Genomic DNA, 19,622 nt, shown 5'->3' with positions numbered 1-19,622 from the left:
CCATATTTCCTCTATCAATTTCACCTCTTCCATAGTTTTTTCCAAAAACACTTGTAAAAAGGTATAGGTTGCGGAGTGGGAGTGTTCTCAATCTTTTCAATCGGTTGATCACCATCAAGTATCTCATCGCTTACGTATTCTTTAATTCTTTTACAGAGGAATTCATAAAAATTACTTGCATAATAAAGGGGATCGCTAGGTGGAAACTTAAGATAGAGCGGACACTCTCCATCTCGAAACTGAGTATAATCAAAGTAAAAGGTTTCACCAAAATCAGTTCTACTGACAACAAGCTGTTCTAATGTCGCAAAACCATCTTTTCTATCATTTAAGTTTTGGAAAACAATATCACCACCAGGGATATCTGCTCCACACTCCTTATAAAGGCTAAAGATTTCTTCACCCCCTATTTCTCCTCCTACATATTTTTTTAAAAAACTCTTATAAGACGATGTGAATTGCAAACCGAGAGCTTTCTCCTCCTTTTCAATCCGTAGATCATCAGCCGCATTTTCTTCAGTACGAAAATTGATAATATCATTATATTTATCAACTAATTCTACAACATCATCTAAGGTATAGGTTTTCATAACTCCTTCCCCCCTAAAAAATATTAACGACGCTTGCATTCTTGAAAAGAAAAAAATAACGGTGGTTTAACATTGCAATTTGAAAGTAAAACCACCATACAAAGAAATTTACTTCAAGTTATCTGTAATTCTTTTACAGAGGAATTCATAAAAGTTACTTGCGTAATACTGGGAATCGCTAGGTGGAAATCTAAGATAGAGCGGGCACTCACCATTCTGGAATTGAGAATAATCAAAATAAAATGTCTCACCAAAATCAGTTCTACTCACAACAAGCTGCTGTGGTTTTGCCAAACCATTTTCTATATCCGTTATATGATAATAAACAATATCATCACTACGAGCAATTTCAAAATTTGTATTATAAACACTTAATATTTCCTCACCACAGATCTCCGCTCTTCCATAATTCTTCAAAAAACTTTTGTAGGAGGATGTGAATTGCAATTTAAGAATCCCCTCTGCTTTTTCAATTAGTACATCATCAACTGCTTCATCTGTAGTGCCAAAATCGATACTATCGCTATATTTATCAACTAGTACTACAACATCATCTAAGGTATAGGTTTTCATAAATCTTCCCCTGCGTGCTCTTTAATTCTTTTACAGAGAAATTCATAAAAATTACTTGCATAATAATGTGACGCTCCAGATGGAATCTCGACATAGAGTGGGCATTCATCATCCTGAAACTGAGTATAATCAAAGTAAAATGTCTCACCAAAATCAGTTCTACTCACAACAAGCTGCTGTGGTTTTGCTAAACCATTTTTTATATCTGTTAAGTGATAGTAAACAATATCACCAGCAGGACAATCCTCAAAACTTGCGTTATAAATGCTAAAAATTTCATAACCTCCAATTTCTCCTCCTTTATAATTTTTTAAAAAATCCTTATAAGAAGCTGTAAACTGTAAACCGAGAGTTTTTTCTGCTTCTTTAATCCGTACATCACTAACTGCATCCTCTGCAGTACCAAAATTGATAATCTCATCATCATATTTATTTACTTTATCAATTAATTGTACAACATCAGCTAAAGTATAATTTTTCATAGGTTGTTCTCCATAAATTATTATTTTTTAGTTGCTATATCTTTCTTTTCATAATCTTTAGCACGTTCCTTCCAGTATTTCGTCCTCCATTTATCGAATAGGTCTCTGTCAATAGCTGATCCCATTGTATTAGGATTAATATGAATAACAGAATTATGTTTATTATGAAACGCATTTGTAACCTCTGCTATGGGACCATCGTGTGTTTGCAGCATATGATGCAATTCAACAGGTTTATTATCAAAGCCAATAGGAGCTCTTCCTGTTTTCATCCTTTCAATATTTGTACCTTTTACTTCTTTTCCTTTTACTGTCCAACTAACAATCTGGTTAGGATCAAACAGTTTTTCGCTCTTATAGACTTTGTTTATCTGAGTAATTTTTTCTCCCTTGTTCGTTATTTCAAGACCAACCTCAATAGGTTTTGACCAAAATTTTCTCTCTTGCCCCAAATATTGAGTTGCAATAGCTTCATCGCTCATTTTTTCTAGCGATTGTGCGATTTCTTTCCCCACATGAGCAGTATTTACTTCAGAATTAGCTGCTCCAACTTTTGCTCCTGTTATAGCTGCTTCTTCAGTCTTAGCAGCGAATTTGATGAGATCTTTTTCTACAAGCTTGCCCGCAAGCTTTACGCCTCCCTTGGCTACTGCAGCAGCACCGTCAGTAAGCACGATAGAACCCACTTCATAAGCCGCTTTTCCTAATGCTTTACCTGCCATTTCGCCAGATTCAGCACCAGCACTGAATGCTCCATCCCCCCCTTTCTCCATTGTTTCATGTATGTGATCTATATGCCCTCTAAAGGAATCCTTTATGTGATCTATACGCCCTCTAAAGGAATCCTTAACACCTCCCCAGAATTGACCAACTCCTTCCCAGAGTTGACCTGCACCTCCCCAGACATCATTAATCACATGTCCACTCGTGGCCCAAGCTTTTGCTGTTCCAACGCCTTGAAGGGCATTTTGATAGATCTCCTCAACTGAACTGTTTCCTATTGCCGATCCTAATTCTTTAACGTCATGAGCTGTCTCAGATATTCCGTTTCCTATTGCTTTTACGGCACCAACAATCGTACCCTTCGCAAGACCTATCTCAAAAATCCTATCTTGCTCTTCACTAATCTCGAACCATTTTTCGTTAACCTCTCTTCGACACTGATCATCAGGGCACTCTTCTAACTCTTTCTTCTTCTGAGCGCGTTGTGCACTCCCCAAAAAGTTATTTGCAGCGGCATTACCAGCGGCATCGGCGCCGGCATCAACATCGCCACCAGCAAGCGCGGCAGCAACGCCCCCAGCAGCTCGTGCGACATCAATGGTGTGGTCTCTAAAGTCAGCAAACTGCGCATCAATCTTTGCATTTATACGCGCTTCCTCTTCCGCAGTAGGGGTGCGACCGTTTAGATCCCCCATTTCCTCTTTCACAATGCCTTGCACCCACAATTGAAACTGGAGCATAGCAGTGGCTTCGCCCACAGCCCCGCCGATAGCACCGGCAGAGCAAGCACCACTCGCAACCGCGCCTTTTAAGCAGCCAAGACCGGCGTGGGCAACGATTTGTGTGATCGTATCTATTTTGCCTTCTGCCTTGGCGGTACCGATTTCTTCTGCCAACGATTTGCCAACCGTATCAGACAGAGCGATGCGCAGATTGTTAAAAAAGTTCTTGTCAAGAGAGCCACCCTCAAGAGCTGTTTGCACACCCGCGCCAATAGCGGCTTTGATCAGGTTCTTTTCCGCTTCACGCGTGATACGATCGACAAAAGGAGCGGTTTTTGGCAAAGATTGTCCAACACCAACCATTTCCGTTATTTGGCTGGTTAAGCCTGCTGTCAACATCGACGAGACAATGCTGAGAATATTCTTTGAAGAGCCAAGCTCATGCAAGGCGCCGGCAATATTGCCGCGATTATTAACAAGAGCCACAGCGCTTTTGTTAATCAGTGCTTGGACACCTGCCTGTATCGCCGCATTCATGGCGGTGCTCGAGCCAAGCCCTAAAGCACCGGTAATGGCACTGGCAGCGCTCGAGGCTGCTCCGCCCGTAACCGCCGTGACAGCCAATGCCACGAGAGCCGCACCGGCTTCTGTCAGCCCTTGGGCTTTATAATCCCAGTCTTTAAATTCAGCTTGAACGGCTTGCCAATCAACTTTCCTTACAAATCTTAATCACTCCAAAGCAATAACCTGAAATAGCAGTGTGTCGTATGGAAAATTAAAAATAAAAACCGAATGAAGAAAAACTTATGTGAGCAAACAAAGAAAATGCACTTGAAGCTTGCATATAGCGTCACAGGTTTATTGCTAGAAAAGCTTCAAATGATGATATCTCTGATACTTTTCGCTTGTTCTCTTGTGGTGGCTTTCACATGCGAAAAGATATGGATTATGACATCTCTTCTCAAGCTTATCAAAATGAACTCAAAGGTATTTCCTTATTGATTTTGAAAGAATCCTTAAAACGCATTTTGCAGAGCAAAGTAGAAGGCATGTCTAAAAAAATTATTCCAAGAGCAACAGATTTTTCTAAGTATTGTGAAGAGATTGAAAAGATCTTCTTTCACAAGTCAAAACTCTTCATGAATTAACGGTAGGAGAGTTTAAAATAGATTTCTAAAAAATAGCAAAATAGTGAAAAGTGCTGATCATTTTTGGATTGGATATGCATCTAAAGAGTAATTAAAAAGTTTTTTAATGTACAATGTATTCCTAGAAGCCAAAATGACTCTATAGTATCAAATTTATAAAGTAAATAAATCCATTAATACAAATTAAGGATTTTAGGATACGTGAATTTCAAAATATTTGTTTTTTAAAACATGAATAGCCAGCGTCAGTGCAAAAAATATTGCGGCAGTTATGAGTCCCTTTCGTGTATTTTTGAAATAACAGAGCTTTTCTTTAATCTTTATGAAAGGATTGCCGGTGCTATAGGCTTTTTTGAAAGGTGGCTTTGGGTATCAAAATGCAAGCGAAAGTGCAGGGTTATGGAGCTCTGTGTTTAAAGCTATCATCAACTATAGATAAATCATAGACGAGGTTAACTAAAATATTAAAAGCAACTGGATGCAATAGAAGACATTGCTATTAAAAGAAAAGCAAATGCTGAAAAACTAAACGATAGTTTGTATCTTTATATCAGAAAATAATTTAAGAAATTAAGATCATAATTTTTCCACAGGAAGTAAATATGTTTACAGATAAACAGTGAAAAGCCTTGTTTGGTATTATAACTTTTATATTTTTATGTTTTTTAGGAATTAAAAAAAATCTTTACTTTATTCAGAGTATTTTGACATTCGCGTCTGTTTCTTTGGTAATAGTAACAACTGTTTTTGCAATTTTATGCAATTCCAATATTCCTTCTGAATTGCAGAACAACCCAAAATACAAATGCGGAAATACAACAGGTTGGGTGAAACTAACACGTGATTTACAACAATATATGCATAGACTTTTAAAACTAATAAGTTTAGCGCTTGTCGTTTTAATTTTCCCAAATAGTTATAAGGAAACTGTTTCTTCGCCTATTTTTTCTAAGTACGTGGAGTATAAGCTTTCTTTTCCATTGGATACTGTACTTTGGTACTCAGATATTGCTCTTTGGTATTCCTTTTTAGTTTGTGTATTGTTTCTTATGTTACGTACACGCAGTTTAATAAACATATCTATTTACACACTACAGTGCTCAGTTAAAAAGCCATAGTAAAATTTCCGATTTTATAAAACTGTTTAGATTAAATGGCGTTGTCTCTTCTCAACGTTCATAAATGAAATCAACAAGGAGATAAAAAACTATCGTGGACTGCTTGACATTATTTCTGTAATGTGTATTTTCGAATCAGGTGCCTAGAAAACACCTTACAATACCAAGCGGATTAGTTGCCGAAATAACTAATCTTCTAAACATTAAAGATTTTGACTCATTATATGCTGTAGCATATAACAATCTTGTCGGGTGTAGTTATGCTATACAATACTCTTATGGGGAAAGCATAACGACGGACTTGGTACCGTGTTTTCTAGCGCCCGGCACTCTTTTAAGAGTGCCAATAGAAAACCTCTATTACCAAGGAGTTCATCGTGAACACTCTTATTAAAATATTAGAAAAAATTATTGAACAAGAAATTGTGTAAACGGTCGATGCGCGTGAGTTACACGCATTCATGGAAATAGGAAAACGTTTCGCTACTTGGATTACAGATCGTATTAATCAATATACATTTGAAGAAGGTAAAGACTTCATAGAAACACAAGATTTGCGGTTCCCAAAATTGCGAAGCACAAAATCTAGAGCTGTTACAGCAATAGAATACCATCTCACTTTAGATATGGCAAAAGAGCTTTCCATGGTTGAACGCAATGAGAAAGGGCGTCAAGCACGCCGTTATTTTATTGAATGTGAAAAGAAACTAAAAAGCCAATCTGTTGATTATGATCGTGATACGCGCTTTGATTTCCCAAAAGATTGGGATAAAATGTCTCCAACTAAAAAGGCTGTTTACATTTATGGACCTCTCCATATGCATCTTGTTAAAGCCTTTATATTAGTAGAAGAAAGCAAACAGTATAAAACACTCACTGAAGATGCCAAACAGGTGTTAACAAAATCTGTCGTAAAAGCTGCTTGAGTAAAAACAGAACTCCCCTTTCTTCTCGTCTTTTATGGCGAGGAGAAAATGAGTTTATCGCATTGAACGAAGCATGGCGTCACGTAAAATGGCGTTAATCCGCGTTTGATATCCTTTCCCTTGACTTTTAAGCCACGCTAGCATATCTGAATCCACACGCACAGTTATGACAGTTTTCATTGGTTTATAGAATGGATTGTGAACGGCGTTTTTCCAGAATACATCATTGAGTGACAGAATATCACGATGATCAATTGCACTGTCCGGCATTGCAGCCAGCTTATAAACTTCAACTCTCTATTCATCTGTCAAAGGTGATAAGTTACCTACATCAATTTCATAATGAACTTTCTTCTTTAATAACGTTTCCTTTCTTTCGAGTTGGCTCGCCGTGCTGAAATAATACGGATTACTTCTATACCATCTTTATCGTCATAGACAGTATGCGCTACGAGCAGCAGTAAAAAGCCATCCACGAACCCTAAAGCTTGCTAACCATACTCTCTGTTTTCAATACAGTTTTGTTTAGCTATGGAGAATGAGGCTGAAAAAACACATGCAGCTATTTCAAAACTTAAGCGGTGCTTTCTAAGATTACTTTTTGTTTTAGCTTTATCCCATTCAAATCTTATTTTTATACTTATATTAATAGATTTATAAGGGTATTATGTACATCAAGAGTTTTAAATGAACACTGAATTATCCATGTTTTTGTACAATTAATATAATTTAATACTTTAAAATTAGTGATTAAATAACTGAAAATATTAAAAATAATAAATCATCCTAAGGCGTTATGCATATAATATGCAAATCAAATAAAACTTACAAGCATTTTGAATAAATGATATTAATTGGCTATTTAGGGGTTGCTCCTGAAAGCAAAAAAATGAATTTTAGTGCCGAAATATTCAATTTTCGTATGGCTAACTCTGAGAGCTGTACAGATAAAATACCAATGAAAAGTAAACAAAACAGAATGGTATTCCGTGGTGCTTTTTAATCCACATACATTTGGCAAAAACTGTTCTTCAGTACAGAACTCTCCCTTTTTCCGAATGAATGAGAGGAACAGATCTTTTAATCGCGAGAGCAACAAAGGATGCAATCAACACTTTTAAACAATCGCCTATCAAAAAACCTGATGAAGCCATTAAAACCTTCAGTAAAGAAACTTTGGTCATATACGCTGTCCATGGAACACCAAAAGAATAAACTATCCCAATGCCACCTACAGTATTTATCACAAATAATATTATAAAATTTAACCGCTGCCAAAACAATTCTACCATAAAGCCAATAAAAAATGCAGCAAAGGGAAAACTAATCAGATAACCACTCGTAACTCCTGAAAAGACACTGATTCCACCACGACCACCAGGCAATAGAGGTAACCCAATCGCAATAAGAACAAGGAAAAGAAGTGATGCTAAAGCTCCCCTTTTCGCTCCAAGTATAGAGCCTGCTAACATCGGAGCCATAGACTGAGCTGTAATAGGGACACCCAGCAAAAAAGGAAGATAAATAGGAGGAAAAAGACTCAAAACAGCGTAAATAGCGGCAAATAACGCAATATAAACTAAATCTTTTGTATTCACTGAATTATTCCTTCACTATAAAAAGCTTTCGTTATTGTTGTATAATTAATAAAAAGTATTAGATTTATAAAAGTACACTTTTAATTCCTTAGATATAGAGAAAAATACTATAATAATTTATTTTAATAATATCACTTATATAAATCATATTAGATTTTCCAATGTTTAATTATAGCATAACTTACTATAGTGAAATTCAATAAGCTTATTGTGATATATGAATATTATATAATAACAGCATAACAAAATAATACATTTATTTTAGCTTATTCTTATTATGCTTTGAATGAATGAGAGGAACAGATCTTTTAATCGCGAGAGCAACAAAGGATGCAATCAACACTTTTAAACAATCGCCTATCAAAAAACCTGATGAAGCCATTAAAACCTTCAGTAAAGAAACTTTGGTCATATACGCTGTCCATGGAACACCAAAAGAATAAACTATCCCAATGCCACCTACAGTATTTATCACAAATAATATTATAAAATTTAACCGCTGCCAAAACAATTCTACCATAAAGCCAATAAAAAATGCGGCAAATGGAAAACCTATTAAATAACCACTTGCAATCCCTGAAAAGACACTGATTCCACCACGACCACCAGGCAACAGAGGTAATCCAATCGCAACAAGAACAAGAAAAAGAAGTGACGCTAAAGCACCCCTTTTTGCCCCAAGTATAGACCCTGCTAGCATCGGTCCCATCGATTGAGCTGTAATAGGTACCCCTAGAAGAAAAGGAAGATAAATAGAAGGGAAAAGTCCCAAAATAGCATAAATAGCGGCAAATAAAGCAATATAAACCAAATCTTTTGTATTCATTTGATTCTTCTTTCACTATAAAAAATTTTGATTATTATGAGATGCTGCATCAATAGTATCAGCATCATAAGAACGCGCTTCCAATGCTTCAGCCACTTCTGAAGCCATTCTTATGGTTCGTATAATTAAAGGTATCGCAAGAGCGACAATGTTAGTATTAAGTCCCCGTGCTTGCTGTGCTTCATGTACCTCATTAAACTTTTCACTCAAAAGAGGAATAAACCTGATCGCCATAGAGATAACCATACTCACTTTTGATGGATTTATACCAAAACAACAAAAAGGCTGAAGACCGACTTCAATTGCATCCACCATATCTGAAACTTTTGTTGTGAATGAAATAAGTGATGATAAAGAAAAGAGGATAACAAGACGTAATATAACCTCAACCCCCGTAAGCCAACCGCTAAAAATAGCTTGAAATACAAATAGAAGAACTAAAAGCAATCCCATCGATTTAAATTGCTTTATCGCAGTTTTGAAAGGAACCTTGGCGACTCTATAGAATAAGATGACCAACAACAAAAATAACGCAAGAAGCGCTATGGAAGAAGCCATTATTATAAAAGTTCCACACGCCGTAAGAAATAATAACTTAACTCCAGGACTTAACCTATGAATAAATGTATCCCTTGGAATATATAAACCGATCATGACATTCTTCTTATATACTCCTTGATAGCAACAAAAGGTACATCATCAATTGCTATCTCCCCCTTATCAAAAACCAGCACTCTATCAAACTTTTTCAAAAACTCCAAATCATGCGATACAACTATTGCCGTTTGTGGTAATTCTTCTATCACTTGCGTAACGCGATGCTTATTTCGCAAATCAAGTAATGTCGTCGGCTCATCAAAAATAATGTAGTCTGGTTTCATTGCAACTACACCAGAAATAGCAACGAGTTGTTTTTGCCCACCACTTAATAAGTGGACAGCGTGATTTCTGAAATCTTGAAGTTCATAGCGCTGTAAAATTTCATCTACACGCTTCTCAATTTCATCTTTATTAAGCTTTAAATTTTTGAGACCAAAGGATAAGTCCTCTTCAACTAATGGTAAAACAATCTGATTATCGGGATTCTGAAAAACAAATCCAACTTTACGCTTTACTGCTTTTGCATCGCGTTTGGTATCAAGCCCATCAACGCTTACAAAACCATGAGATGGTAATTGGAGTCCGTTAATAAGACGAACAAATGTACTTTTTCCAGAACCATTCGCACCTATAACAGCAATTCGTTTTTCGGTAAGCTGTACAGTAATATTTCTTAAAACACACAAATCACCAAAAACTTGTGTTACCTCATCAAACTTTATAGTCCCCAAGATCTATTCCAATCAATCTCTTTTATTAGCTCTTCTTTCTCTATCTTTTCAGTTTATAACCTAAAAGTAATAACAAGAACCATAGAGGAATAATAATGACTGCTAAACTCATATCAGGCATCTGTACAGGAATATATGTTTCAAGAAAAGGCACGCTTATTCCTATTATATCAAAAAGCCGAGTCATCAATCCATTTTGCCCAAAACCACTGATAAACATGATGCAAAATAATAAAGCAAGAAAGCAGAGGCAAAGATAGTTAGCGTAAGGATATAAACCAAACCCATAAGTAAAGTCGCCTTTTCTGTTCTTATGCGCATTGCGAAACTTCAAATGAACAATAACAATAATGGCCCAAGTAATCACTGCTGCTGCAGTTGCAAGAGCCATGATCCGCATGAAACTATTATCAGGAACAAGAGCATTAACAACGATAATCAACACCGTACAGAATGATGAAAAAAGGATAGCAATATAAGGAACACGCGCAGCACTCAGTTTACTAAAAATATGTGGTGCATTTTTTTGTACAGCTAAACTATAAAGCATACGGCCATTAGAATAAATGCCACTATTGTAAACAGAAATAGCAGCCATAATCACCACAAAATTCAAAATATGACCAGCAGCAGGAATTCCTATAGTCTCGAAAATTGTAACAAATGGACTACCATTTTTTCCAATCATATTCCAAGGGCTGATTATCATAATAACGCTAATAGAACCAATATAAAAAATTATAATCCTCCACATAACTTGATGGATAGCCGCTGGAATTGTTTTTTGTGGATTAGATGCCTCTCCAGCAGCAATACCAATAAGCTCTGTTCCTCCAAAAGAAAACATTGCTACAGAAGTCGCTAAAACAACCCCTGCTGCTCCATAAGGAAAAAAACCGCCATGGTCCCAAAGATAGTTAATATTCGCTTGATTTTCCCCTAGTCCAGTGACAATGAGAAAAATTCCCAAAATAATCATACCAATAACAGCAGCCACTTTGATCAAAGCACAAGCAAATTCAAATTCTCCATAAAAACGAACATTAAACAAGTTAACGAATGTAACAAATAAAAGAACAATGAAAGATGCTTTCCAATGATCAATCAAAATCCAATGATCAAGATAAAACCCTATCACTGTAAGTTCAGCCATGCTCACAAGAATATAAAGAAACCAATAATTCCAACCTGTTATGAAACCAGCTAATCTCCCCCAATATTTATAAGCAAAAAAACTAAATGCTCCTGAAGACGGTTCTTCTACTGACATTTCACCAAGCATTCGCATAATGAAATACATAATAAGCCCGCCGACAAGATAAGATAAAACAACTGAGGGACCAGCTAACTGAATTGCCTCGGTTGACCCATAAAAAAGTCCTGTCCCAATAACACCACCCAAAGCAATCATTTGAATATGGCGATTTTGAAGGTTACGCTTTAATTCATCGTGCTTTTTTTCAAACATCATGCCTCACTACTTTTGTTGAACTTAACCTCAACTTTTATCGAAAATTAGGCACCTTTTTCAAAAAACACAAAACAAACGTAAACTTATTTTCTTATCATAATGCAACTCCTTATTTTTTTGTGCATTATACACATGTCCCGTTGAAGTTTTAAGAAAAAATATGCTCCGCCCTTTATTTAAATTAATGTCCTTCATTTTCGTTACACTAACCACTATAGCATTGGTTATTGATAACGCACACTCTGTAATCACAGCACATTGGACAATAACCCCTTTTAATAAAATTTTAATAAACCTTCTGCAAACAGATGTCTATCACCTTAATCAATCTCTATGCAAGGTAATGCCTGATTTTCTGTCCTCGATTTGTATTACTCTCACTTATTTACCAGCATGGTTTATCTTTGGTGCTTTAGCAATAGTATTTTGTATTTTAAATTACGAAAAACAAAAGCCTTTTAAAAAAGTATCATATACATATAACAAAGCAAAGAATACATTTAATCTTGAAAAAACTTCTAGAACTCTCTGTACTATACACAACCGATGTCGCTTAGAGTCCTTTATCCTATTAAAACAACTGAAAATCATTTGATCATCAGAACGGATTAAAACGCTTTATTATAAATATATACACTCACTTATGATTTTTATAGATAACGATAACATCACTTCATTTGCATCAATTCAAAAAAATAGCGAATGAATCTAACTCTCGCCTATAAGAAAACTTTGCACAGAAAAAATTAACACATTGAGTTTTCTATGGATTCTGCTTTATACTCTACAAAAACCTTTCTTAATTTTAGTACTAGAAATCACATACAAAAACGTCTTCTAATATCAACGCTCCTTATAAGATTAAAACTTCTTGAAATTAATAAAGAAGATTATAAAAATTATTCTACTTGCCTAACATAATGCGTTAAATAAAAAGCAATCTGTAAATAATTGCAATTACAATAAAGAAGATTTTGCATCTTTCCCCCATTGTAATATCACCCTATCACATCTAAAAAAATCCAAGAGACTATCACTAGAAAAATTTTTAAGTACCTTCTCCCTATTGAGAAAATGGTAAAATAACAGCTTCAGTAGCACTCTGTTCTTTTAAATCTGAAAATCGTCTCGCTAAAATATCAACTTTTTTAGATATCTCATCCAAACTTTTCCATTAATTAGTTACCACTCGAGAAAGCTCCTCAATGAATTTTTCTTGGTAAGATAGCTTCATTTCTAGTTCCATCAGCCGATCTTCACCCGACATAATTCCTACTCCATCTCAAATAAAAAAACGTGATTAATTTTATTAATCCTTCCCCTTTTTCTTCCCATAAAAATGAGAAGTAACTTTTCAACTAACTCTACTTATCTTATTTTTATATTATAAAGGTTTATAATGATTTTTATTTTTCTAATCACTTATTCAACAAATCTCGTCCTTTCTTAAGAATCAGAAAATGTTTTTATCTTTACTAAGTTATCTTAAAACCGTTTTCCATCCTAAAGATCTACGTTCTCAGTTTCTTGATTTGAGTGTTATCGTAAATTAGAAAGCATTTTATAGCATTAAGATCAAAGAATACTGTCCTCTGACTTTTACATACTTCTCCTTCAAATTATTATCATACTTATAAATTATTGAAAAAAATGCATACTTGCTTTTATACATACTTTTAGCTATTACCCTCAAATCAGTTTTGTCTCATTGACTTAAAAACCTATGCCGCATTAGCTCAGTTGGTAGAGCACATCATTCGTAATGATGGGGTCGCTGGTTCGAATCCGGCATGCGGCACCACTTTTTGTGTTTAATATATTGAAATATATAATCTTTTTCTTTAAATAGCCATTTTCAGACCACCTTTTAGACCACCTTCTACAGTTTATATAATTCTACCTAATTTGTTCTTATTTGCTCCTTATTTTTCTTTGGAGTGAAGGCTAAGATCTCTTTTTTCTCCATCTCACTGCTCTCCCTAGCTTATATGGCTCCGGAAACAACCCCTTGAAGCACCCAATTGCGAATCGTGGTTGTCGATACACTAAAAAGCTGTGCACACTCACGTGTCGTTACATATCTATCTCCATATCATCAAATATCATCTCATTACCTTTCTCTTTTTTATGTTAATTAAATGGGTGGGGGGCTGGAAGGCATGTGAAGCACTCCAACTTTTAAAAATATGCAAGTTTATTTTTTAGATGTGTTCAATTTCATATTTCCAATCAGGCAATTGAGTAAGAGCTAATGCGAGTTGTCCTCTATGGCACATGCATACATTGGCTTCAAAACAGGTGATTGCAACGCGCTTTTTGTTTAAAAATATTTGATATAATTTGTTTATTGCACAAGAATTATTCTTGAGAGTTGTATCTTGATAATCTTCAAAAAGGCGGTCATAATCTTGTTGTGTTTTCAAATTTCTTCGTTTTTCAGAAGCAATTCCAAGTTCAGGCATATGCATATATTCAATATCAATATTGCTTACAGCTTTCTCTAATTGTCTTTTCGAAAATCCATGTTTTCTACTTATTGGATTTTTACGAACATCACATAAAGTTTTGATATTGTTTTCTATGAGACTCTTAAGATAATTCTCAAGGGACTTCCCTTCATAGCCAATGGTAAAAAAACAAAATTCCTCATCTTTAGCAGGCTGTATGATAATATGTTTGATGTTACACACGTTTAATTTCCTTAGTAAATGGGTGGGGGTGCTTAGGAAAGAGGAGAAGGAGAGAGCACCCCCATAGGTTTAAGCGGCTTTTGTCAAAATCTTTTGCATCTCTTATTCTATTTCCCCTAAAAAGATTTCGACCGCTTTATTGATCTCTTCAATGTGTTTCTCATCACGGTTGATGCGTTTGATTTTCATTCTCAAACCAGTAGATTTGCCTACAAAGTTCGGATTATAGCTCATGAAATGACACCACTTTCGTCCTGTACATGCCCATTTGGAATTGCATCTGCGCGAGATATTCAGGCTTGATTTCGTCATACATAAAAAAACGAAGATGGGTTGTTGATTGTGGACATTTGACTTCGATTAAACCGTCCTCTCCAATGAACCCATCAGGACTTGCACCAGCCATTGCCATTTTGGGGTGTGGGATAAACCCGCATCTTGTGACTTCTGTGTCATAAATGAATTCATATTCTTTCAAAGCATTCTCTTCATGTTCAATGCCCCATTGCATAGCAGGTGTTGTATAAGATTGGCTTATTTCCCCTGTTAAGCGCTCTGTCATGAGTTTCATTTTGTAATCTTCATATTTGCTTGTAGGCAAACCTTTTGCTGTCTTACTGAGTACGTTGTAAACATTAGATGCCGTGACTTTTCCTAGCCGCGCTTGAAACCATTCTGCTGTTCGTTGCTCCATCTCACACCCGCCGTTTGTTGTTCTTTATTTATTTGCGAGCGTTGCTTTTTTTCAAAGAAAACAAAGCGGTTTAGGCTTGTTTATAAGACATATCTGTGAATTTTTTTACTCCTATGAAAGAGAGAAGTTTGCTTTCTTCAGACTGTGTCTGTTCCATTAATTCTCTGATCTCATTCATTATTAAGCGATTAAGAAGCATGCCTAACAGATATCTGCGTGCGTATGTGATTGCAGAACCAACCGATTGTATATTTGATTTGCATCCTTTAGTGTCATAAGGAAACTTTCCTTCTGTTGAGATTTTATTCCCAGACGGATGCGTCAAAGTCATTTCTATAATTATATTGTCTGAACTCTGTTCTTTGATACGAGAAAACAAAGCAAAACGGTGTTTTGCAAGAGGCTTCTTTACAGCATCAATGTACTGGTCAAGGGGTGCATATTGGCTGTTTGTATGGGTGTTTTTAGAGTTTTTTTGTATTTTTTGATATTCTATTTGCATATTCGAAAGATCAGTGACAAATCTTTCGTAGTTTTGTCGTTCTATTTCTTTTTCTCGTAAGGCAATGAGACGCTCGAGACGGTCCATATCGATATCATTTTCTAAGGCTCTGTTTAAAATGCGTTCCATAGCAGTTTGTTCGACGGCTAAGTGATGTGTTTCTTCAACTTCTGTTAGGTTAGTGTTTTGTTCACTCATCTTGATTTCCTCCATTGGAGCGCAATTCACCCGTGGCGTGAATCACGCTTGTGTTTAAAAGTTGTTTGTGTGGTTAGAAACGGCTTATGTAGCTTGGGTAGATTGTTGAATAGTCACTTTCGTAGATGATTGAATTGCGTCCACGAATTTCAAGATTACCAGAAATATTTACATTATCGAAAATATATACTCCATCTAGAATTTTCATATTTCCGGAAATGTGCGCTTTATCACTTATATAAGCATCTCCATAGACACGGGCATTGCCATAAACATGGCCCAAAACTCGAGCCTCACCATAAATTTGTGCATTGCCGTAAATTTGCGCATTGTATTCAACACCAGCATCACCACAAACCTTGGCATTATCATAAACCTTGGCATTATCTCTAATTATTGATTTTTCGAATATCTGTGCATTACCAAAAACCTTAGCGTTATCACAAACCGCGGCATCATGCCAAACCCAACAATCGCCTTCATGCGATAGGTTGTCTTCTTTTTGTATATAGCCGCCTAAGTAACCTTTTTTAATATTTCTAAAATCTCTTAATGCACGTATGCGATAAAGTTTTTTACTTTTATCGGCTCTTGCATCATAAAATTCTTTTATTTCATCAGTCAGTTCGTATTTCTTTTCCATGGTTTATTTCTTTCAGTTGTACGCAATTCACCCGTGGCGTGAATCACGCTTGTTTTGAAAAATGGTTGTTTGGTTGTTACAATCTTGTTTTTAGAGACTGCGTGATATTGACCACCTCCCCGTCTGAAAAGACGAGGAAATGAAATCAATTTTTTAACTAGGCAGCTTTTACAACAGATCTTGCTAGAACCTGCTTTGCTTCTTTAATTAAGGCTTTATATTTTCTGTTCTCTTCATCTACTCTGAAGGCATCAATAAGACGCATATGAATTGGACCTAAAAGATACAAAACTTTTTCACCAGCGCGTTCATACCTTCCCAATAGCTTGGCAAATCAAAGCGTGTATCATGATCATAATCAACAGATTGATTTCTTAGTTTCTTCTCACATTCAATAAAGTAACGACGAGCTTGACGCCCTTTTTTATTACGCTCCACCATGGAAAGTTCTTTTGCCATATCTAGGGTGAGATAATATTCTACTGCTATAGCATTGTTCGCTTCCATTTTTTTGTGGAGGCGGATAAAATCTTGCCTTTCAAGAAAAGAGTAAGCAATGATACGTTTTTTATCCAAGTAGAGAAATCTTGTTTGCTTGCCAAAAATGCATGCAATTCGCGTGCATTAACGGTTTGGACTGTTTCCTGATCAATGACTTGTTCTGATATTTTTATAAGAGTGTTCATGATGAACTCCTATCGATTAGATGTTTTTCACTGACACTCAATAAAAGAGTGCCGGGTTCTGAAAAACACGGTCGATAGTCCGTCGTTATGCTTTCCCCATAAGAGTATTGTATAGCATAACTACACCCGACAAAGCCATTATATGCGTGTAACATATAATGAGTCAAAGTCTTTAATGTGCGGAGAAGAGATTGTGTCGGCAATCTATCCGCTATCGATCTAAGGCGTTTTTCAGGCACCTGACTCGACAATAGACATATTATCAAGCCTCTCCTGATATAAATGCAGCCCACTGTTCCAAGAGAACATATCGCTGTTCTAAAAAATCCGTTCGCATATAAGCTTTTGTCACTGAACTCCTAACTGAATGCGCAAGAACAGTTTCGGCAATCTCAAACGGTGTTGACGTTGTCTCTGATATCCAATCCCGTAAGCTTGAACGAAAACCATGGGGACGATAAGTCAAACCACAAACTGTCATATATTTTGCCATGCTTGCATCAGAAATGGGGTTGCCTCTAAGACCAGCAAATAAAAAACCATTTTTTTCAAAGGGAAGAGACTTTTCAATCACTTTTAAAGCTTCATGACTTAATGGCACGCGAAAATCTGAAACTTTTCCCACAATACCCTTCATATTTTCTTTTGGTATCGTCCATATATTTTTATCTATTTGTTCAAGACGCAAATATCGCAATGGATATGATCGTGCTCCCGTCAAAATAAGGAGCTTTAGTGCTAAATTGGAAAGGATCTTATCATCCAAGCTCTGATAAAAAACCGGCACTTCTTGCCATGGCATAGCAGGAATACTTGTTGATGTCGCACGTGGTTTTCCTAAAAGCACGCGTGCCTTCATACAAGCCTGTAGATCAACATCTAAACCAAGAGCCGCTGCATATTTCAAACAAATATTGATACGGTTAAGTGCTTTTCGCGCTGTGTCTGCTTTTTCATGCCAAAGGGATGCGAGAACATTGCGAATGATATTGGCTGTTAATTTTTCTATAGGTAAATTACCTATGTGTGGAATAACGTGCAATTCTAGTGGAGAAAACCAGCGACCGTTTTTACCTTCGTTTTTCAACTCTGCTTTTTTACTTTCAAAAGCTGCCTGCGCAATTTCTTTAAACATATTGCTTTGCTGTTTTAAGACGGTCTGTTCTCGAAAGACAATAGGGTCATTGCCTTCTTTAAGAATATCACTATAATATCTTGCAAGCTCGCGCGCTTCTTTTAAAGAGAGTTTCGTAACAGAACCAAGCCCCATTTCACGGCGCTTATTGTGGTGCGTATAGCGAAAAAACCAAGAGCGTGTATTGTCTTTTCGAACATTTAACCCTAGCCCTGCCCCGTCACAATATTTACCCTGCGGAGACCTCTTTACGAATGATGCTGACAACCGATGAATCGCCCTCTCTTAACACCCCTCTCGTCCACCTTTTAGACCACCTTTAATTTCTGATTTGAGATTTTTTCTTTAATTCTTAATTCTTTTATTGGAACATAAAAGATTATAGACATCAATATGCTCTTGCACATCTTGATACAAATTGATTCTTGTTTCTAAAGCGCAGTCTGCCCGCATATCGCACTGTTGTTTATATTTAATATATATTTTTAGATTTATTCGTAACTTGCTAGAAAAATTTCTCTATTTTGATAGAAAATCTTCTATCAGTTCACTTTTTTCAAAAGATTCTGAAAGGATTCTCAAAAAGTCTGCAAAGTTAAAGACTCTTTAATGCGTATTGTTTCTTTTTTAGAAATCAAAATTGGTGATGCCCCATTTCTTACCAGCAATTGTGTTATTTGAAGGGCCATCTGTATAAGATGGTATAACCTCTTTTATGAAATTAACTGGAGTTTTTTTGAATTTTCTAGCATATTGTTTAAAAACAAAAGAAACCTCCCTTTTATTTATGCAAGCAGCTTAGACATCGGCTGATAATCTTCCCGTTTATAAAAATCCTTTCTGTAATAACCTTCAGAACCACAATTAAAGTGGTGAACGATAAAACAAGGTTTTTAGACAATCATAACGCACAATAAAATCAGACCAGTTTAAATGTTCAATGCTAACACCTGCTAAACAGCGGCAAATAAGTTTTAGCACACCTTCAAATTGGAAAGCTTTAAGCCCACGCGCTACGAAGGCTTTCAACTCTCACCGTACGATTATCTTCTCTCTAAACTTAATCGCTGTAAATATAAAAATCTTGAAGCCCATTCTAAATCCATGAGAGTTTCTGGATTTTGCTGTATTAAACGTTGAAACTCTTCACGGCTGCTCATCTGAAACGCTAATATTTTTCATAAAAGGACGATAGTGGCGTTGCAACATCTCCAAAAAGTTTACGACTTCCCTGAGAGATTATTGCTGATTTCAGCGAATAGAATCAATTTCTGCTCAAAGAAAATCCCACCCATGCCGACAAAAGGTTCAGTGTGCATACTATGAAAAATGTTCTCAATAATTTTGATAATTTTTTGGTCAAATTCCTTTTGTCACCAATATCAGCAGCAACTGGTGTGGAATTAGCAGAATTATAATTTTTTATCCTAAAATGTATCTATTATTTTTTACATCCTTTCATCTATCTTAGCCTTCTTTTCACAGCTTCAAGTGATAAAAATGACTGCAATGTTAAGTTGTCTTGCATCGAACAAATTGCTCGCAAACTATTCCCATTGGCTAAAT

The 19,622-nt window shown here is 35.9% G+C and carries 19 protein-coding genes, 1 tRNA gene and 4 pseudogenes; 4 read left to right on the top strand and 20 right to left on the bottom strand.

The features are described 5' to 3' along the window. Window positions 1-20: 20 nt before the first annotated feature. From QHG57_RS03430 to QHG57_RS03415, 4 genes are all read right to left on the bottom strand, one after another. Window positions 21-590, bottom strand: coding sequence for an SMI1/KNR4 family protein (locus QHG57_RS03430; protein ID WP_330169463.1), 570 nt, complete (start codon window positions 588-590; stop codon window positions 21-23). 108 nt (window positions 591-698) lie between these two features. After that, a complete protein-coding gene (locus QHG57_RS03425; protein WP_015856208.1) occupies window positions 699-1,163 on the bottom strand; it encodes an SMI1/KNR4 family protein in 465 nt (154 codons plus the stop codon). Then, window positions 1,160-1,645, bottom strand: coding sequence for an SMI1/KNR4 family protein (locus QHG57_RS03420; RefSeq protein ID WP_330169462.1), 486 nt, complete (start codon window positions 1,643-1,645; stop codon window positions 1,160-1,162). The genes QHG57_RS03425 and QHG57_RS03420 overlap by 4 nt, the downstream gene beginning before the upstream one ends. 20 nt (window positions 1,646-1,665) lie before the next feature. Continuing rightward, window positions 1,666-3,720, bottom strand: coding sequence for a DUF637 domain-containing protein (locus tag QHG57_RS03415; protein ID WP_330169461.1), 2,055 nt, complete (start codon window positions 3,718-3,720; stop codon window positions 1,666-1,668). A gap of 299 nt (window positions 3,721-4,019) precedes the next feature. On the opposite strand from QHG57_RS03415, the gene QHG57_RS03410 reads away from it, so the two are divergent. From QHG57_RS03410 to QHG57_RS03400, 3 genes and pseudogenes are all read left to right on the top strand, one after another. After that, entirely contained in the window at window positions 4,020-4,238 is a 219-nt protein-coding gene (locus QHG57_RS03410; protein ID WP_330168709.1) for a hypothetical protein, read from the top strand. Between the two features lie 629 nt (window positions 4,239-4,867). Further along, window positions 4,868-5,356 carry a hypothetical protein gene (locus QHG57_RS03405; protein WP_330168708.1) on the top strand — a complete coding sequence of 163 codons (489 nt, stop codon included), beginning with the start codon at window positions 4,868-4,870 and terminating at the stop codon, window positions 5,354-5,356. 377 nt (window positions 5,357-5,733) lie between these two features. Next, window positions 5,734-6,282 (top strand): annotated as a pseudogene (locus QHG57_RS03400) (antA/AntB antirepressor family protein). Between the two features lie 54 nt (window positions 6,283-6,336). Here the strand turns inward: QHG57_RS03400 and QHG57_RS03395 are convergent. The 8 genes from QHG57_RS03395 to QHG57_RS03360 form a co-directional block, all read right to left on the bottom strand. Then, window positions 6,337-6,552, bottom strand: a complete 216-nt coding sequence (locus QHG57_RS03395; RefSeq protein WP_330169460.1) for a BrnA antitoxin family protein — start codon at window positions 6,550-6,552, stop codon at window positions 6,337-6,339. Window positions 6,553-6,638: 86 nt separating this feature from the next. After that, window positions 6,639-6,758 carry a BrnT family toxin gene (locus QHG57_RS09810; protein ID WP_494407660.1) on the bottom strand — a complete coding sequence of 40 codons (120 nt, stop codon included), beginning with the start codon at window positions 6,756-6,758 and terminating at the stop codon, window positions 6,639-6,641. A 555-nt stretch (window positions 6,759-7,313) separates the two neighbouring features. Next, window positions 7,314-7,880, bottom strand: coding sequence for a biotin transporter BioY (locus QHG57_RS03390; RefSeq protein ID WP_330169459.1), 567 nt, complete (start codon window positions 7,878-7,880; stop codon window positions 7,314-7,316). Between the two features lie 256 nt (window positions 7,881-8,136). After that, window positions 8,137-8,706 (bottom strand): biotin transporter BioY, encoded by a 570-nt coding sequence (locus tag QHG57_RS03385; protein WP_330168705.1) that lies wholly within the window; start codon window positions 8,704-8,706, stop codon window positions 8,137-8,139. Between the two features lie 15 nt (window positions 8,707-8,721). Then, the gene (locus QHG57_RS03380; protein WP_330168704.1) at window positions 8,722-9,360 is read right to left on the bottom strand and encodes an energy-coupling factor transporter transmembrane component T family protein; all 639 of its coding nucleotides are present in this window, start codon (window positions 9,358-9,360) and stop codon (window positions 8,722-8,724) included. Further along, a complete protein-coding gene (locus tag QHG57_RS03375; RefSeq protein ID WP_330168703.1) occupies window positions 9,357-10,037 on the bottom strand; it encodes an energy-coupling factor ABC transporter ATP-binding protein in 681 nt (226 codons plus the stop codon). The genes QHG57_RS03380 and QHG57_RS03375 overlap by 4 nt, the downstream gene beginning before the upstream one ends. 40 nt (window positions 10,038-10,077) lie before the next feature. Beyond that, a complete protein-coding gene (locus tag QHG57_RS03370; protein ID WP_330168800.1) occupies window positions 10,078-11,505 on the bottom strand; it encodes an amino acid permease in 1,428 nt (475 codons plus the stop codon). A gap of 1,177 nt (window positions 11,506-12,682) precedes the next feature. Continuing rightward, window positions 12,683-12,742 (bottom strand): hypothetical protein, encoded by a 60-nt coding sequence (locus tag QHG57_RS03360; RefSeq protein ID WP_330169572.1) that lies wholly within the window; start codon window positions 12,740-12,742, stop codon window positions 12,683-12,685. 491 nt (window positions 12,743-13,233) lie between these two features. On the opposite strand from QHG57_RS03360, the gene QHG57_RS03355 reads away from it, so the two are divergent. Then, window positions 13,234-13,309: transfer RNA gene (locus QHG57_RS03355), tRNA-Thr, on the top strand. Between the two features lie 99 nt (window positions 13,310-13,408). Here QHG57_RS03355 and QHG57_RS03350 read toward each other — a convergent pair. The 8 genes and pseudogenes from QHG57_RS03350 to QHG57_RS03315 all read right to left on the bottom strand — a co-directional run bounded on the left by QHG57_RS03350 (window position 13,409) and on the right by QHG57_RS03315 (window position 19,085). Next, window positions 13,409-13,614: pseudogene (locus tag QHG57_RS03350) on the bottom strand (helix-turn-helix transcriptional regulator). 95 nt (window positions 13,615-13,709) lie between these two features. Then, the gene (locus tag QHG57_RS03345) at window positions 13,710-14,198 is read right to left on the bottom strand and encodes a DUF488 domain-containing protein (RefSeq protein WP_330169458.1); all 489 of its coding nucleotides are present in this window, start codon (window positions 14,196-14,198) and stop codon (window positions 13,710-13,712) included. A 102-nt stretch (window positions 14,199-14,300) separates the two neighbouring features. After that, a pseudogene (locus tag QHG57_RS03340) lies at window positions 14,301-14,892 on the bottom strand (lambda exonuclease family protein). A gap of 70 nt (window positions 14,893-14,962) precedes the next feature. Further along, window positions 14,963-15,592 (bottom strand): ERF family protein, encoded by a 630-nt coding sequence (locus QHG57_RS03335; protein ID WP_330169457.1) that lies wholly within the window; start codon window positions 15,590-15,592, stop codon window positions 14,963-14,965. A 73-nt stretch (window positions 15,593-15,665) separates the two neighbouring features. Next, window positions 15,666-16,235: an LbetaH domain-containing protein gene (locus QHG57_RS03330; protein ID WP_330169456.1), complete on the bottom strand. Its 570-nt coding sequence runs from the start codon at window positions 16,233-16,235 to the stop codon at window positions 15,666-15,668. 157 nt (window positions 16,236-16,392) lie between these two features. Next, a pseudogene (locus QHG57_RS03325) lies at window positions 16,393-16,921 on the bottom strand (antA/AntB antirepressor family protein). Between the two features lie 262 nt (window positions 16,922-17,183). Further along, window positions 17,184-18,323 carry a tyrosine-type recombinase/integrase gene (locus tag QHG57_RS03320; RefSeq protein ID WP_419196694.1) on the bottom strand — a complete coding sequence of 380 codons (1,140 nt, stop codon included), beginning with the start codon at window positions 18,321-18,323 and terminating at the stop codon, window positions 17,184-17,186. Window positions 18,324-18,920: 597 nt separating this feature from the next. Continuing rightward, window positions 18,921-19,085, bottom strand: coding sequence for a hypothetical protein (locus QHG57_RS03315; RefSeq protein WP_330169455.1), 165 nt, complete (start codon window positions 19,083-19,085; stop codon window positions 18,921-18,923). Window positions 19,086-19,622 lie beyond the last annotated feature (537 nt).

This window comes from Bartonella grahamii subsp. shimonis (assembly GCF_036327415.1).
Taxonomy (GTDB): Bacteria; Pseudomonadota; Alphaproteobacteria; order Rhizobiales; family Rhizobiaceae; genus Bartonella; species Bartonella shimonis.
Note: the sequence above shows the minus strand (reverse complement) of the source record. Positions and strands in the feature narration are given on the sequence as shown.

Excerpts from the sequence above, each read along its gene's own strand:
- QHG57_RS03430 (WP_330169463.1), bottom strand. The coding sequence starts at position 590 with ATGAAAACCTATACCTTAGATGATGTTGTAGAATTAGTTGATAAATAT.
- QHG57_RS03425 (WP_015856208.1), bottom strand. The coding sequence starts at position 1,163 with ATGAAAACCTATACCTTAGATGATGTTGTAGTACTAGTTGATAAATAT.
- QHG57_RS03420 (WP_330169462.1), bottom strand. The coding sequence starts at position 1,645 with ATGAAAAATTATACTTTAGCTGATGTTGTACAATTAATTGATAAAGTA.
- QHG57_RS03410 (WP_330168709.1), top strand. The coding sequence starts at position 4,020 with ATGCGAAAAGATATGGATTATGACATCTCTTCTCAAGCTTATCAAAAT.
- QHG57_RS03395 (WP_330169460.1), bottom strand. The coding sequence starts at position 6,552 with ATGCCGGACAGTGCAATTGATCATCGTGATATTCTGTCACTCAATGAT.
- QHG57_RS03385 (WP_330168705.1), bottom strand. The coding sequence starts at position 8,706 with ATGAATACAAAAGATTTGGTTTATATTGCTTTATTTGCCGCTATTTAT.
- QHG57_RS03380 (WP_330168704.1), bottom strand. The coding sequence starts at position 9,360 with ATGATCGGTTTATATATTCCAAGGGATACATTTATTCATAGGTTAAGT.
- QHG57_RS03370 (WP_330168800.1), bottom strand. The coding sequence starts at position 11,505 with ATGTTTGAAAAAAAGCACGATGAATTAAAGCGTAACCTTCAAAATCGC.
- QHG57_RS03335 (WP_330169457.1), bottom strand. The coding sequence starts at position 15,592 with ATGAGTGAACAAAACACTAACCTAACAGAAGTTGAAGAAACACATCAC.
- QHG57_RS03330 (WP_330169456.1), bottom strand. The coding sequence starts at position 16,235 with ATGGAAAAGAAATACGAACTGACTGATGAAATAAAAGAATTTTATGAT.